A 16,030-nucleotide genomic window follows, 5' to 3' on the forward strand; every position below is an offset into this window, starting at 1 on the left:
TGATCTCTTCCTTTTTTATACTACTGGTTAACATCATTCTATAGCATTATATTAAAAAAATAAAAAGCACTTGTTCTATAATAGAACAAATGCTTGAATTTAGTAAATTAAATGGAACCATTTCCGATGTGTTTTTTTTCCATCATTAGATTATTTTATTTAAGGATTCTGTCAGTGTTTTAATAAGAAATTGTAAATCCTTTTGTTCAATATTTAACGGTGGTGCAAGTGTTAATACATTGTTGTAACCGGCAACAGTTGCCCCATTTTTCCCGATAATTATCCCTGCCTGCTTACAGCTGGCAATAACTTGGTTAACAAGGTCTGTATTCAAAGGTTCTTTCGTTTGTTTATCTTTCACTAGCTCAATGCCAATTAATAATCCCTTTCCACGTACATTTCCAACATAGGGATGATCTTGAAGCAGGTTCGTTAAATCATTCAACAGCTGTGCCCCTAAATCTCTAGACCGGTCAAACAATTTTTCTTTTTCCATAATCTCTAGGTTTTTCAATGCCAATGCACAGGCTGCTGGATTTCCGCCAAACGTATTTACATGGCGAAAGTAATCGTATTCCTCAGAGCCTTTAAATGCTTCGTAAATATCTTTCCTTACTGCTGTAGCAGATAGTGGTAAATAGGCGCTGGTAATGCCTTTTGCCATCGTTATGATATCCGGCTTCACACCATAATTCATATAGCCAAATGGTTTCCCTGTCCGGCCAAACCCACAAATTACTTCATCCACAATGAGCAAGGCTCCATGCTTTTCACACACCTCTTTAGCAGCCTTCATATAGCCATCTGGTGGAACAAGAACGCCTCCACCGGTAATGATGGGTTCCATGATCATTGCTGCAATGGTTTCACTTAATTCCCATGTCATGGTCCGATCAATTTCCTTTACCGAGGATAATTCCCTTGGATCCGCAACATTTGTATCATCACGATAGGAATCAGGTGGTGAAACATGAATGAAACCTAGTGCCAGCGGCTCATACTTATATTTTCTTTGCGCCTGCCCTGTTGCCGCCAAGGCTCCCATTGAATTTCCATGATAGGCTCGGTAGCGTGAGACGATTTTATAGCGGTTATGTTCACATTTTTGCTGATGGTATTGCCTTACAATTTTAAAGGCGGTTTCATTTGCCTCAGAACCGCTGTTGGAGAAAAATATGACATAATCATCGCCGAGCATTTCATTCAACTTTTCTGCTAGTTTAATAGCAGGTACATGACTTTGCGAAAGCGGAAAATAGGCCATCTCTTTCAATTGCTCATAGGCTGCTTCTGCCAGCTCCGTTCTCCCATATCCAACATTCACACACCACAATCCTGCCATTGCATCTAAATAGCGTTTCCCATCCGCATCCGTTACCCAGGACCCCTCCGCTTTTGCAGCCACAAGCGTCGCCTTCGGATTGTAAGGCTTCATCGAATGCCAAACATACTGATCATCCTGCCCTAATAAAGTCTCATGTGAGCCACTTGTATGAACCATTGTCATCCCTCCATTTTATTCCAAAAGGTGCCTGACACCATTAGTCCCTTTTCCACTTTCTCTATGCGTCAAATCTTGAGGTGATCATTTTTTTGCGTGTATAGAAGTTTACACCGTCTTTGCCGTTTACATGGAGGTCACCGTAGAAGGAGTCCTTCCAACCGGAGAATGGAAAGAAGGCCATGGTGGCTGGGACACCGACATTGATACCGAGCATACCTGCTTCAGCTTCTTCACGGAATTGTCGGACTGCCTTTGCGTTATTGGTATATATAGTGGCACCATTTCCGAACCTGGATTTGTGAATATATTCCAGCCCCTCATCTAGATTTTTGGCGCGTAATAAACTTAAGACCGGCGCAAAGATTTCTTCTTTAGCAATGGTCATTTCTGGAGTAACATGATCAAAAATGGTTGGGCCTAAGAAATTTCCTTCAGGGAGTTCATCCATTTCCCGTCGTCCATCCCGAATCAGATCTGCCCCTTCTGCAAGCCCTTTTTCTATATAGCCAAGAACCTTGTCGCGATGGTCTTTACGGATTACCGCTGTTAATAACACCTCATCGTCCATTCCGTTCCCGATAATCAACTCATCCGCACTTTTCTTTAAGGCCGCAACAAATGGTTCATTATCCCCAACAACGACTACCGCACTGCAGGCCATACAGCGCTGTCCGGCACTGCCAAAGGTGGAACTGATTATATGTTGAACCGCCTTATCCATATCAGCGTCAGGCATAACAATATGATGATTTTTCGCACCAGAAAGGGCCTGAACTCGCTTTCCTTCAGCAGCAGCACGCTCATAAACATATTTAGCAACCGGCTGTGAACCAACAAAAGAAATCGCTGCAATCTCTTTATGCTCTAATAAACCATTTACCACATCGTGCGCACCATGAATGACATTCAATACTCCATTCGGTGCTCCAGCCTCCGTAAACAATTCTGCCAATCGATTGGCTAACATAGGCGTCCGTTCAGATGGCTTTAACACAAAGGTGTTTCCACAGGCAACTGCAAGTGGGAACATCCATAGCGGCACCATCATTGGAAAATTAAACGGTGTGATTCCGGCAACCACACCCAGTGGGTAACGGAACATCTCCGAATCAATCTCTTCCGCAATGCCTGATAGTGTTTCACCCATCATCAACGTGGGCGCACCCGAAGCAAATTCCACGCATTCAATCCCCCGTTGCACTTCCCCAAAGGCCTCCTTGTATGCCTTTCCATTTTCCAGAACGATCAACTTGGCCAATTCTTCATGGTTTTCTGTTAATAAGTAATGATATTTAAAAAGGATCCGTGCGCGTTTTGGAACAGGAATGTTTTTCCAGTTTTTAAAAGCTTCCTTGGCAGCAACAACAGCTAGATTCACATCTTCCTTAGTGGAAACCGGTACCCTTGTTAACACTTGATTTGTGGCAGGATTAGGTACATCCAAGGTTTGCCCGCTAGTAGAGGTTACCCATTCCCCATTGATAAAATTTTTTAGGACAGCTGTTTCATTTTCGGTCACGCTCATGTCTGATCCCCCTTTAATTTCTTGAAAATTGGTTAGGATAATAAACTAAATCCAAGACTTATAATCTCATTATCTCGTATCTATCAATGCCTTTCATTAGACAGTCTGTAAAATGGCTGGCGGTATTTCTGCAACAAATTGAATATCCATTTAACAGTTATGCAGTTTAACGTCAAACTATTACTAGGCATGGTTGGCTTTATTTAGCGTAGAAGCCGATAAATAATCATGAACTAGAAGCATGAATTCAATGGCGACTCGTTTTTCATGATCCATGAAATCTTCCCCCAACAAGTTTTCCAGCTTTTGCAATCGGTGGTATAACGTTTGCCTTACGATAAATAGTTTATTGGAGGTTTCTTGCTTGGAGCCGTTACACTCTAAATAGGCCTTTAATGTTTCCAACAGCTTCCCATTATATTTTTGGTCATATTGAATAACAGGCAGAAGGTATTCGGATGCCAGCTCCTGCAAGTCAGTATGTTTACTCATTTGCGAAATAAGCCGATACAAATGCAAATCTTCATAAAAGTGATAGATTTGTTTATTATTCATTTTTTGCTGAATTCGAAGGGTCTCTTTTGCAGTCTGATAGCTCTTATGTACATCATTTTCAGAATGAATAAATTTACCAGCTGCAATCATCATTTTTACAGAACTTTGTTTGCGGATAAATTCTGAATCCTGAATGGATTCGATCGCTTTTTTAATCCGTTCCTTAAGATTTCTTTTCGTGCGATTATTTAACAGAATAAAGGTAATCTCGTTTCTTTTTTCTACAAAAAAGACAGCAAACCCATTTTGTTCAAAAACAGAACGAAACAATAATTTTAAATAGGTACCATCCTGATTCGATTTTTCCTTAATGGGGATATACTTGGTGATAACCACGACAGCATCATTCGTACTTGCCTTTATTCCATTTTCTGCTAAGTATTCCTGTATGTCCTCGGTTGGATGTTCACCATCAAGCCAGCCATGGAGCCACTCAAACTCTTCCACCCGCTTTTTCTCTTCTACATACAAGTCTCTTAATAAATGCTGCGCTAATGCCGTTGCCGTCCGATCTAAAATTAATACCTCATATTCACCAATAGGAATATCCTTTGAAAAGATCGACAACTCGGCATATTCCTGACCAAACAAACAAATTGGGGATGTGGCGATATTATCATGGGGTTCTGTTTTCGCTTCTTCCAGCTGATGAATGATGGAGATTTGCTGATTAACACTGATCTCAGGCACAAACTCATGTACTTGGTTTTTTAGCTGAAAAATAATTTGCAAATCCAATGCCGAGAAAATGAATTGCAGAATCTCTTCATAGGATTCAATTGTTAAGAGCCGCTTATTTAAACGCTGAGAATAGTTCTCTAATTCTGAAATTTTCTGGTATTGCTGGTTGATAATCTCAGAATGAATATCTTGAGTGATTTCTACAAACTGGACTTCTTTTTGAAAAATAAGGATTGGGAAATGATGTTCGTTTGCAATGTCAATAACCTCTGCAGGAATCTCGGACATATATGTCCCCATCTCAATACATAACCCAGCCGCTTTGTTTTCAATTAATTCCATTACCATTGAGACAAATACGTTTAAATTATCCCTCCAAGCAACACCAGTTGATAAAATAAGCTCATTCCCATTTAATAACTTCCCAATCCTGGTGACCTCAACCACATGAACCCACTTAACAATACGTTGAATTCCCTCGTTCCCTGCAAGAATATATGCCTGTTCAAAGTGCTTCCTTTTTAATATGTCTGCGACGGTTAATTGTATTTTTTCTTTCATTTTCAATTGGTCTCCTTGAAAGATAAGAACTTTACTGTTAAAAGCGAGAGCTGTAAATGGTCGATTCTTCTGCTAATACATTGATCATCAAGTCATTCACTAGTAGAAAAGGATTGGCATATCCACCAATCCTTTGACTATGACATTTCCTCCAGTTAGTTTTTCGCCTGAATTTGTTTCATGAATAAACTGGAATAATATTTTCGTCCATTCGCCGTTCCAATCAGCAATGTTTCAATTACATTTCCATTAGGATGAATGAAATCAACAGAATCCCCATTTAAATGTTCCCTTACACCGTTAATTCGGCACCCCTTTTGGATTAGAAAATCAATTTGATCCCGTTCAGACAGGTATTGTTTATAATCTGACATAAAGACCCCCCTTTATCTATAAAACCGACAACAAATCAAATGTTTTAATATAAATCTACATTTTTTGGAATCTTGTTTAAAACCGTTTCATATTCCTTCTCTTCGATGACCCAGTCACGGCCGACGGATATACCTAAATACTTTTCATCACTTGGATCTTCGATTTCTGCCTGTTTATATTTCTTAAACCACCAATACTTTGCTAAGATATAGTAGATTCCTGCACCCACTATGAAGCCTACTAAAAATCCGTAGTTTGGAACAAAGTAAGATACACCGGCTCCAATAATCCATGCAATAAAGCCAGCGAAGTTCACCCCGCCCATGTACTTGTACTGCCCATGATGTTCATATAACTCCGGTACATTCACACGTCTTTTGCGGAGTAAATAGTAATCTGCAAACAAGATTCCAACAATGGCTGCTAAAATACCACCAACAAAAAGAAGAACTTGAATAATGATGTCAAACAATTGCCAGGGTTGAACAATTGTTCCGACAATACCAGCCGTGATAACACCAGCCCAAAATGGAAATTTGGGACCGCCGACGTTCGAGAAAATCGTAGCAGCAGGAACCACATTGGCTGCGGTATTTGTAGACCATTGTGCTAAAACAATCATTAATAGCAACACAGCAAGGATAATACCGCTTGATGCCTGTTGAAGGGCAACTACTGGGTCAGCGTTTAATACAGCAATATAAGAGACAGCACCAATGATAATCATAAACGTTTGTGTTAACGGCATGGCGACAAGATTTCCGATGAGTGAAGCTTTATTTCGTTTAAACCAGTTCTTTTCATTTACTGGTGCCTTGATAAAACGAGAAATCGAGGGAATGTCCGCGCTCAATGTCGCCCAAAAACCCATATTACTAAAAATAACAACTAAAAACGCGGAAAAAGCAGCCCCGCCAGTAACAGGTGATTCCACCCAGCTCCAAACATCTCTTCCTGCCGCTTCAGCCTGGTCTGACAAGGATACATACATCCATAACGAGATAATAATAATGATAGGTGCGGCTAAATCGGCAAAGCGTTCAATGGATTTAATACCAAGAGCGGTATTAATTAATTGAACCACTGCAAAAATAAGGAAGCAGACAAACCAATTATCAAAGCCAAATAAAATATTTAAGATACCATTCATTGCCGTTGAACCAAAATAAGTATTTACACCGAACCACATGGACGCGGTTATACCACGTGTAATGGATGGGATGTGTGTTCCAATGGTACCGAACGGTGCTCGCATATAAACAGGAAAGGATAGTCCATGTTCAATCCCTATATCCGCAATTAAAGAAATGAAAAATCCAATTGCAAGACTGCCAATCACGGTGGCGAGAATCACTAAAGGTAAAGATAAGTTCACAACCCCCGCTCCGCCAATCGCAAATGTAGCAAGCACAACGACCATACCAACCCACATAAAAGAGTATCCTATTTTTGATATTTTTCTGTCTTTATGGTGAATCGGTAATAAATCTGGTGATTTTAAGTGGCTTCTTTTCATGCGATCACTCCCTGTTTTTTGGTTCTTTTATATAACCTAATATTCAAGACAACAGGTAAACAAAAAAAGGTAAAGGAGCAATTGCCCTAGACAAATCTGAGCAATTGCAAAGTGGGGGAGTCATAAACGAAAGAAAACATTAAATGGATAACGTTTGGTCTTGATTTAACGGTGTATTCGTACTATATTTTGCTCTCTTCAAATATTGCCCAGACCCTGGCTTTCCGACGAATTGCTTGTCGCGTACCACATATTCTCCGCGTACCAGCACTGAAACAGGCTCGCCTGTCACTTTCATTCCTTCAAAAGCATTGTAATCGACAGCCATATGATGGGTTTCCGCAGAAATAACTCTTTCTACATTTGGATCGAAAATAACCAAGTCAGCATCAGCACCAATTGAAATGGTTCCTTTTTTAGGAAATAAACCAAATAGTTTTGCTGCTCTAGTAGAGGTAAGGTCGACAAATTGGTTAAGGCTAATCCGTCCTTTTTTCACTCCTTCAGAAAATAAAATCGAGATGCGATCCTCGATGATCGGACCGCCATTCGGTATTTTTGTAAAATCATCTCTGCCTAAATCTTTTTGCCCTTTAAAATCAAACGAGCATTGATCCGATCCTAGGGTTTGCAACTCCCCGCTCTTCAAAGCATTCCACAAGACCTCCTGGTTCCACTTTTCTCGTAATGGTGGTGACCAAACATATTTCGCACCTTCAAAATTAGGCTTTTCTAAATAACTTTGATCTAGGACTAAATATTGCGGGCATGTTTCTCCCCATACATTAATTCCTTTGCTTCGGGCTTCAGCGATTTTTCCCACCGCATCTGCGCAGGAAACATGAACAACATACAATTGCGAATTGGCTAAACCAGTGAAATAGGCAGCACGGCCGGTTGCCTCACCCTCTAATTCTTGTGGTCTTGTTAAGGCATGATAAATAGGCTCTGTTTTCCCTTCTTCGAGCGCCTTATTGGTTAAGTAATCAATTACATCACCATTCTCAGCATGGACCATTACTAAGGCGCCATGCTCTTTTGCTAACAAGAGCGTCCGGAATAAGGTCGCATCATCGGCTTGAAAAACATTTTTATAGGCCATAAAAACCTTAAACGAAGTAATGCCGTCTTCCTTAATGACCTGTGGAAGTTCTGTTAGAACAGCTTCTGTGATCTCGGAAATCATTAAATGGAAGCTATAATCAATAACTGCTTTATCTTTCGATTTATCATGCCAGGTTTGAATAGCATTTTTTAATGGTTCCCCTTTATTGGTTAAGCAAAAATCAATAACGGTTGTAGTACCACCGAATGCAGCACCAATCGTTCCTGATTCAAAATCATCCTTTGTAACGGTACCGCCAAAAGGCATATCTAAATGGGTATGCGGATCAATTCCGCCTGGAAAAACAAGACAGCCTTTGGCATCGATGATTTCCGCCCCAATTGCCGTTAAATTGGCGCCAATTTGAGCGATCTTACCATCTTCAATTAAAATTTCTGCTTGGTAGGTATCGGATGCAGTGACAATCGTGCCGTTTTTAATAATTTTTTTCATTGTGTATCCTTCCTCCTCTATTTTGTAACATCTGCTTTATATTCGACGGCAGCATTTAGGACAGCCTGCCGCTCATTCCATGTCATTGGCGGCAGTTCTCTGACGGCTTCGACCATGTCGATTGCTCCATCAACCGGACAAACAATCGAGCATAGATTACAGCCGACACAATCTTCCTCTCGTACCTTGAGATAGCTTTTTCCAGCCGTATCCGTCAGCATATCAATGCATTGGTGGGACGTATCTTCGCAAGCAATATGACATTTATTGCAGTTAATACAAACATCCGTATTAATTTTGGCAACGATATTGTAGTTTAAGTCCAAATTGCCCCAATCAGAGTATCTTGGAACAGACTTTCCAATAATTTCTGATACAGAGACAATCCCTTTTCTGTCCAAGTAATTGCTTAGACCATCAATCATATCCTCAACAATGCGGAAACCATGATGCATAGCCGCCGTGCAAACTTGCACTCCGGTTGCACCCATCAGCAAAAATTCAACCGCATCCTGCCAATTTGAAATTCCGCCAATGCCCGATATCGGGACGTTAATATGTGGATGTCTTGCACATTCTGCCACCATATTTAGGGCAATCGGTTTTACTGCAGGACCACAATAGCCTCCATGTGCTCCTTTTCCGGCCACGTGTGGAATCGTATTCCACGAATCTAGATCCACTCCCATTAAACTATTAATCGTGTTGATCATACTGATTGCGTCGGCGCCGCCATTGCAGGCAGCTTCGGCAGTTGCCGTAATATCCGTTATATTAGGGGTTAATTTAACAATCACCGGTGTTTTGGCTACTTCTTTTGCCCAGTAGGTTTGCCGTTCAACCAGTGCCGGTACCTGTCCAGAGGCTGAACCCATTCCCCGTTCTGCCATACCATGCGGACAGCCGAAGTTTAATTCAAGTCCGTCAACACCTACATCCTCCACTCGCTTGACAATTTCATGCCATTTTTCCTGCTTAGGCTCGACCATTAATGAGGCAATAATGGCATGGTTAGGGTATCTTTTCTTCGTCTCATAGATTTCCTTTAAATTTACTTCAAGCGGCCTGTCTGTAATGAGCTCAATATTATTGAAACCGGCAACTCTTTTTCCGTTAAAGCTAACGGCGGCAAATCTGGATGAAACATTTAGAATTGGATCGCCCAATGTTTTCCAAACGGCACCGCCCCAGCCTGCTTCAAAGGCTCTTTGCACCTGATAACCTGAGTTAGTAGGTGGCGCGGACGCCAGCCAGAATGGATTAGGAGATTGAATTCCTGCAAGATTAGTACGTAAATCAGCCATCTCTTTTCCCCCTTTGTTATACAGAGCTAACAGCCGAGTTTTGCATATGAATGGCATAAGCCACATTTTTGCCTTGCTGCGCAGCCGTGACGACCATGGCATCCCCATTTCCTTTTCCAAAAATAACGTCTCCGCAGGCAAATACTTTAGGGTTAGTGGTTTGGAGCGTTTCCTGATTAACCTTGACCACACCGTCTTCGTGCTGTAAGCCAAACGCCTCGATCAGTTCCACGTGCCTTGTTTGGCCGATTGCCTTAACAACCGCATCCACTGGAAGCGTGTACTCTGAGCCTTCAATCACAACCGGTTTGCGGCGGCCATCTTTTTCAGGTTCACCAAGCTTCATTTTAGTGCACTCAATCCCTGTTATCTTTCCATTTTCATCAGCGATGATCCTTTTTGGTGCGGTTAACCAGCGAAATTCTACCCCATCCTGTTTGGCAAATTCATATTCAAAATCATAAGCACTCATTTCTTCTTTCGTTCTTCGGTATAAGATTTTCACATTTTCGGCCCCTAAGCGGATCGAACAAGTCGCACCGTCAATCGCAGTATTTCCTGCTCCTATTACGACGACACGTTTACCAATGAAGTCATTGGATAACAAACCGCTTTTGGTTGCCTTTACAAATTCAATGGCATCATAGACTCCGTCTAAGTTTTCCCCTTCTACCCCGAGTGCTGGAACCTGTGCCATTCCTGCTGCTAAGACGACATGATCGAAATCTTCCGTTATTTCTTTCGCTGAAATATCCTTTCCCACCACGGTGTTCGTTCTAATCTTTACATTTAATTTCTTCACCTGTTCGACTTCCCAGTAAGAAATTTTCTGTGGTAAACGGAAAGAGACAATACCATAAGTATTCAAACCGCCCGCTTTTTCAGCTGCTTCAAAAATGGTTACAACATAACCTAATCGTGCAAGTTCCCTGGCGGCTGATAAACCAGCTGGTCCCCCGCCAATTACGGCGACTGTCTTGCCATTTGAAGTTCCTGGTTGAAAGAGTGTTTGCTCATTTTGTATTGCCCAATCTGTGGCATACCTTTGCAGGTTGCCTATCATGATTGGCTTGGTTGAATGATTGAGGACGCAGGCTCCCTCACAGAGTTCTTCTGTAGGGCAAACCCTGGAGCAGCTAGCTCCGACTGGATTGGAGGACATGATCGTTTTTGCAGATCCGAATAGGTTTCCTGAGGCAATTTTTTTAATAAAAGTAGGAATATCAATTCCTGTTGGGCAGGCTTTAATACATGGAGCGTCATAGCAATAGAGACATCGATTCGATTCTTCCACGGCTTCTTGATTGGTTAGCCCCTGCTCCACTTCCAGAAAATTTCTTTCGAGATTGGATAAGGAAATTCGAATCTGTTTTTCACTCGCCAAAAGAACCCCTCCTTTTATAGTAAAAATAAATAGTTTTTGTTGCATAAAGTATATATTTTTACTCATTAAATTAATTTAAGGTTAGATGTAAGCGCTTTATTTATTTTTTTTACGAATAATGACCATCCTCCTCTAGTTTGGTTGTTTATCTTGCAGAAATTTCTGCGTGTACCCCTCATTTTACAGACCTGATATGGACATTACACCATACAACATGTAAAAAGATGCAAGCAATTCTTTAACCACTATGTAAATATTTTGCTTAAACGTTTCTTTGTTTTTTTCAGAATTCTTTTTCAATTTAACACAATCATATCAAAAATCGTGTAAAAATATAGCGAACTGTTAAGTTATCCTCCATACTTTTTGGAGACAGGTTAGAAAAATACAACCCTATTATCCCGCTACCCTAACCAGCTTCTTCTAAAATCAAGAAATGCCTTGCAACTAAAATGGAGTAAAAACTTCTCGACATTTTTTAACAAATGACCCGCTTATTGAAAAATTTATAAAAAAAGAGAATGGCCCAAAAAAAGGGTCAGACCCCTTTGGGACATCCTCGTTAGGTACATAAAAAAATTAACTTTGAAAATATTTTGCAAGCTCCACAATCATGGCTCCCATTCTCTCATTTGCAGGAACAAGAATCCGTTCAAGTCCTTCTTCTTTTAAGGCTTCCGCGGTTACTTTTCCTACGGCCACAGCCACTGTCTGGTGCTTGAAAACACTCTTAATTTCGGCAAGGATTTCATTTTCCCTTGCAAAATCAAATAATGATCGTACCTGTACAGCAGTGGTGAAACAAACAGCATCACACTGGTTCGTCAGCAATTCACTACATAATCTTTTTACAGTTTCTGTTTCAGGTGCTATGTGCTGGTATGGTAGTATTTTTTGGACTGTTGCTCCACGGTCTTCAAGAAATTGAGTTAAAGCCGGGGCTGTTTCCCCGTGCAATTGGACCATAATTTTATTACCAGTAAAGTCAATCCCCTCTAACGCCCGGACTAATCCCCTCGTGGTTCCATCTTCATCTGCAGCTACCGGCACTATATCCAATTTTTTTAGTGCAGCAAACGTTTTATATCCTCTTGATGCAATCTTAGCCTCACGAATTCTCTTTAAAAATGGTTCGTTCAACTCAAGTTTGGCAGCTAGATTGATCATTGTCTCAAGGCCAATTCCTGTTGTGAAAATGACCCAATCAGCACCTTCTTCCACGAACTTAACTAAATCAGGTCCTACCTCCTGTTCAGCTAAAAAGACTGTCCCCTGTAGGGAGCGAATAAGCGGAGTCCCGCCCTGTTTTTCAATTAATGTGCTAATTTCTTCAATTTTCCGCGAACCACCAATGACAATTCTTTTCCCAGTTAAACTCTTTTTCATTTCAATTTTCATCCCTTTTCAGACAAAAAGACTAACTAGCATTATTTGCTCGATAGCCTTTTTTTCGTGAATTTCTTTCTATCTTTCTCCCTCTACTGCTTCAACCAGTTTGAATAAGAAATGATAAATTAACTGGAACGCTTCACCAATTGTCATTTCCTCATCAAAGCCTGCTACATAATTTAGCGCGAAATTCAAATTCCATAATCCATCATCAAGACTAAACATTAAATCAAATTTTGCTTCCTCACCATGTAAATTTGTATTGAGCTGTTCCTTTAAGGACTTTTCAAATTTCTTTTGCAGCTTTAAGCCTAGCATCACATCATACGTACCAAAAACGTCATCCACTTCCAGTGAAACTGCCTCTACTCCAATAATATCGAACCAAATCGACTCGATATAAATAAACTCATTTTTATGCTTTTTTAAGTAATCGAGAGGTTGAATTAAAAATGAGCCTGTCTCATTCTTAATAATATTTTCCGTCTCTTTATCACAACGTTCGATGTAAGCATCCACAAAACGAGCTCCTGCTTCTTTCTCGATAAACTGATCGGCACCGGCAAGTTCATTCTTTTCTGCATACTCTTTTTCTTCTTTAAAAATGCTAATTTGTGTACCATTTTGATTTGATTGTATGTATTGTGTGATTTGGTCTTTAATCATGGGTAAATTCCTCCTTAAATACCTTTCCTATTATATTGATTTTTTTAAAAGAGAAAAGCAAATTGTTACATAATATAATTATTTTGTACAAAAAAAGACCTTATCCTATCTGTAAAGGTCATAAATAAAGTTATTTACATGACTATTATAGTATACTTAAAAAATTTTCGCATGCCCAAACAACACGCAAAAAGTAAAAAGAGAACGCCTAATAAAGGTCGGACCTCACTTTAACACTCAATATCCAGTCGCCTATCCATAAAGAACAGCAACATGCATGAGGTTTTGGTCTGAAACTTTGTTTGAGACATCCACTTTTTTTATAATTTATTAATTTACAGCCATTTTTTTATCGGCTGGCTTTACATCACCCGGATCTTCCGCTTGTTTTGCCCGTTTAATAAATAAAGAAAAAACAAGTGCAACTGCAGCAAGAAAGGTTGCAATGGTGAAAGCATAATTAATTCCAGATAACATGGATTGCATGATAATATGTTGTTTCATTTCTGCTGCAGCAGCTGCAGTTGGCTGCTCAGTCATGTTTTTGATCGCTGCCGCACCAAGTTCTTTTGCCTTTGATTCAGTTCGGTTAGACATAATTGTGACAAGCAATGCGGTACCAATGGCACCGGCAACCTGATTTAAGGTATTGTTCATTGCAGTCCCATGCGGGTAAAAGCGGGCTGGTAATTGATTTAATCCATTTGTGGATACGGGCATCATGACCATCGATATACCTAACATTCGGATTGAATTCAAAATAACCAAATAAGAATAAGATGTCGTTAACGTTAATTGCCCAAAATAATAAGTTGTGACAGTCATAATAATTAACCCAATAAGAGCTAAAATCCGCCCGCCAAATTTATCAAATAATTTCCCTGTAATGGGCGACATAATGGCCATTGCTAGTGCACCTGGCAACATCATTAACCCGGCATCCATTGGCGTGATTCCACGTATCGTTTGAACATAGATGGGAATTAATAACATCCCAGAAAACATCGCCATATTAACAACCATGGTAATCGCTGAGGATAATGCAAACATAGGGTATTTATAAATCCTAAAGTTCAGCAATGGTTTTTCTTGTTTTAGTTGACGTAATATAAATACAATCAATGAGATTACCCCAATAATAATCGTTCCATAGACAAGTGGACTATCCCAGCCTTTGCTGCCTGCAGAACTAAAACCATAAAGGATACCGCCGAAACCTGCACTCGATAATAGAAGAGAAACAAAATCAAGCCGGATATTTACTTTTTCCTTCTTATCCTTTAGCAAGAAAAACCCTATTAATAAAATAACAATAGCTATTGGTGTAACAAAGTGGAAAAGCATTCTCCAGTCATAATGTTCAATAATCCAGCCCGATAATGTTGGTCCGATTGCAGGTGCCGCCATTAAGATCAGACCGAACACGCCCATTGCGGCCCCCCTCTTTTCTACGGGAAAGCTTACTAACATAACATTCATTAACAAGGGCATCAAGATGGCTGAACCGGAAGCTTGAAGCATCCGACCCGTTAATAAAAGTGGAAAAGCATGGGCAAAACCTGCTAGAATGGTTCCAATTGAAAATAAGGCCATTGCAGTTAAAAATAATTGCCGGACAGAAAATTTTTGAATTAAATATGCCGAGGTAGGAATTAAGATTCCATTAACGAGCATAAAACCTGTCGTTAACCATTGTACAGTCGACGCTTCAATATTTAAGTCCTTCATGATCGATGGAAGTGCTATATTTAATAATGTGTTGTTTAGGAATGCAATAAAAGCTCCAATCATCAAAACGGCAAGAATTCCGTACCGTGGACGACTAGTCTCCTTTATGGTTTGTTCCATTCCATTTCCCCCTTAAACTAATTGTTCATTTTTTTATACCCCTGTTTCATACTTCCATTATAATATACTCTCATTTCAAATATTGCAATCAAAATATATCCATGATTTAGAGGTTTGTAAAGACAGATAAAATAAGGTAGTATTATTTTATACAGGCAGTATAAATCCAATTTTAGGTGATGATATGTACAATCGGAAACAAAATGTCATAAAGGCGGCCCATCAACTTTTTATTGAAAAAGGCTTCCAAGCCACTTCCATTCAGGACATTTTAGATTATAGTGGGATTTCTAAGGGAACATTTTATAATTACTTTTCGTCAAAAACAGAATTATTGATCGGCATTTATAAGACGGTCTATAAGCAGCTAGACCAGGAAAGGAGTAAACTCCTTGTTGGTCAAAGTCCCTCCAATATTGAGATTTTCATTCGACAACTCGAAATGCAAATGATGACCAATAGAAAAAACAAACTCATTACGATTTTTGAAGAGGTATTGGCAACAAACGATGCTGATCTAAAAAAATTTGTTCACCATACTCGATTAAATTCCCTTCGCTGGTACTACAATCGCTTTATTGATATTTTTGGAGAAGAGAAGAAACCCTACCTATTAGATTGTGCGATCATGTTTCAAGGAATTTTACAGCATAATGTTCAATATAATCGTATGGCTTATGAGACAGGTGAAAAAGTTAGTCAAGTGGTCCGTTATAGCGTTGGACGGTTAGTGAAATTGGTTGATGAGGTGTCCGAAGCCGGTGATCGATTACTTGAACCGGAACTATTAGAGAAGTGGCTTCCCAACTGTTCAAAGAACCAGACAGGTTTTAAAACCCAATTACTTCATTTATCAGGAACATTAAGAAAAACGATTACTAAAGTATTATCTGATGAACGCGAACAAGAAAAGTATTTTGAACTTTTAGACTTTATACAAGAAGAATTATTACATTCTAGTACACCAAGAAAATATTTAATTGAAAGTACACTTTTATCTCTAAATGGTCATTCTAGTTGGAAAAAGGAACTGATGGCTCTTGAAAAGTTGGTTAATGATTCTATGAATCAAGATGAGGCTTTAAATTAGATAAAACTGTGGATGTCCCAAACCATGTGTAAGACCCCTCAACCACAAAACCGAGGTGTCCGACCCTTTTGGAA

Annotated in this window: 12 protein-coding genes; 1 reads left to right on the forward strand and 11 read right to left on the reverse strand. The window is 39.8% G+C overall.

Annotated features, from left to right (window positions below; translation table 11 throughout):
* Positions 1-145 precede the first annotated feature (145 nt).
* The 11 genes from AC3ANL_RS14745 to AC3ANL_RS14795 all read right to left on the reverse strand — a co-directional run bounded on the left by AC3ANL_RS14745 (position 146) and on the right by AC3ANL_RS14795 (position 14,866).
* Positions 146-1,501 carry an aminotransferase gene (locus AC3ANL_RS14745; RefSeq protein WP_488325190.1) on the reverse strand — a complete coding sequence of 452 codons (1,356 nt, stop codon included), beginning with the start codon at positions 1,499-1,501 and terminating at the stop codon, positions 146-148.
* A 61-nt stretch (positions 1,502-1,562) separates the two neighbouring features.
* Positions 1,563-3,029, reverse strand: a complete 1,467-nt coding sequence (locus AC3ANL_RS14750) for a CoA-acylating methylmalonate-semialdehyde dehydrogenase (protein WP_488325191.1) — start codon at positions 3,027-3,029, stop codon at positions 1,563-1,565.
* A gap of 183 nt (positions 3,030-3,212) precedes the next feature.
* Positions 3,213-4,826 (reverse strand): PucR family transcriptional regulator, encoded by a 1,614-nt coding sequence (locus tag AC3ANL_RS14755; RefSeq protein ID WP_488325192.1) that lies wholly within the window; start codon positions 4,824-4,826, stop codon positions 3,213-3,215.
* Positions 4,827-4,981: 155 nt separating this feature from the next.
* The gene (locus AC3ANL_RS14760; RefSeq protein ID WP_488325193.1) at positions 4,982-5,200 is read right to left on the reverse strand and encodes a hypothetical protein; all 219 of its coding nucleotides are present in this window, start codon (positions 5,198-5,200) and stop codon (positions 4,982-4,984) included.
* Between the two features lie 44 nt (positions 5,201-5,244).
* Positions 5,245-6,717 carry an NCS1 family transporter gene (locus AC3ANL_RS14765; protein ID WP_488325194.1) on the reverse strand — a complete coding sequence of 491 codons (1,473 nt, stop codon included), beginning with the start codon at positions 6,715-6,717 and terminating at the stop codon, positions 5,245-5,247.
* 139 nt (positions 6,718-6,856) lie between these two features.
* Positions 6,857-8,275, reverse strand: a complete 1,419-nt coding sequence (gene hydA / locus AC3ANL_RS14770; RefSeq protein ID WP_488325195.1) for a dihydropyrimidinase — start codon at positions 8,273-8,275, stop codon at positions 6,857-6,859.
* Between the two features lie 17 nt (positions 8,276-8,292).
* On the reverse strand, positions 8,293-9,579 hold the full coding sequence (gene preA, locus AC3ANL_RS14775) for an NAD-dependent dihydropyrimidine dehydrogenase subunit PreA (RefSeq protein ID WP_488325196.1): 1,287 nt from the start codon (positions 9,577-9,579) through the stop codon (positions 8,293-8,295).
* Between the two features lie 16 nt (positions 9,580-9,595).
* Entirely contained in the window at positions 9,596-10,963 is a 1,368-nt protein-coding gene (locus AC3ANL_RS14780) for an NAD(P)-dependent oxidoreductase (protein WP_488325197.1), read from the reverse strand.
* 579 nt (positions 10,964-11,542) lie between these two features.
* Positions 11,543-12,349: a uroporphyrinogen-III synthase gene (locus tag AC3ANL_RS14785; RefSeq protein ID WP_488325198.1), complete on the reverse strand. Its 807-nt coding sequence runs from the start codon at positions 12,347-12,349 to the stop codon at positions 11,543-11,545.
* 78 nt (positions 12,350-12,427) lie between these two features.
* Entirely contained in the window at positions 12,428-13,018 is a 591-nt protein-coding gene (locus tag AC3ANL_RS14790; RefSeq protein ID WP_488325199.1) for a branched-chain amino acid aminotransferase, read from the reverse strand.
* Between the two features lie 330 nt (positions 13,019-13,348).
* Positions 13,349-14,866 (reverse strand): DHA2 family efflux MFS transporter permease subunit, encoded by a 1,518-nt coding sequence (locus AC3ANL_RS14795; RefSeq protein ID WP_488325200.1) that lies wholly within the window; start codon positions 14,864-14,866, stop codon positions 13,349-13,351.
* Between the two features lie 184 nt (positions 14,867-15,050).
* Here AC3ANL_RS14795 and AC3ANL_RS14800 point away from each other — a divergent pair, with 184 nt between their 5' ends.
* Positions 15,051-15,956, forward strand: coding sequence for a TetR/AcrR family transcriptional regulator (locus AC3ANL_RS14800; RefSeq protein ID WP_488325201.1), 906 nt, complete (start codon positions 15,051-15,053; stop codon positions 15,954-15,956).
* Positions 15,957-16,030: the final 74 nt, after the last annotated feature.

This window comes from Neobacillus sp. DHD-1R (assembly GCF_057747995.1).

Coding starts and splice junctions, on each gene's coding strand:
- AC3ANL_RS14760 (WP_488325193.1), bottom strand. CDS start 5,200: ATGTCAGATTATAAACAATACCTGTCTGAACGGGATCAAATTGATTTT.
- AC3ANL_RS14785 (WP_488325198.1), bottom strand. CDS start 12,349: ATGAAAAAGAGTTTAACTGGGAAAAGAATTGTCATTGGTGGTTCGCGG.
- AC3ANL_RS14750 (WP_488325191.1), bottom strand. CDS start 3,029: ATGAGCGTGACCGAAAATGAAACAGCTGTCCTAAAAAATTTTATCAAT.
- AC3ANL_RS14765 (WP_488325194.1), bottom strand. CDS start 6,717: ATGAAAAGAAGCCACTTAAAATCACCAGATTTATTACCGATTCACCAT.
- preA (WP_488325196.1), bottom strand. CDS start 9,579: ATGGCTGATTTACGTACTAATCTTGCAGGAATTCAATCTCCTAATCCA.
- AC3ANL_RS14795 (WP_488325200.1), bottom strand. CDS start 14,866: ATGGAACAAACCATAAAGGAGACTAGTCGTCCACGGTACGGAATTCTT.
- AC3ANL_RS14745 (WP_488325190.1), bottom strand. CDS start 1,501: ATGGTTCATACAAGTGGCTCACATGAGACTTTATTAGGGCAGGATGAT.
- AC3ANL_RS14800 (WP_488325201.1), top strand. CDS start 15,051: ATGTACAATCGGAAACAAAATGTCATAAAGGCGGCCCATCAACTTTTT.
- AC3ANL_RS14755 (WP_488325192.1), bottom strand. CDS start 4,826: ATGAAAGAAAAAATACAATTAACCGTCGCAGACATATTAAAAAGGAAG.
- AC3ANL_RS14790 (WP_488325199.1), bottom strand. CDS start 13,018: ATGATTAAAGACCAAATCACACAATACATACAATCAAATCAAAATGGT.
- hydA (WP_488325195.1), bottom strand. CDS start 8,275: ATGAAAAAAATTATTAAAAACGGCACGATTGTCACTGCATCCGATACC.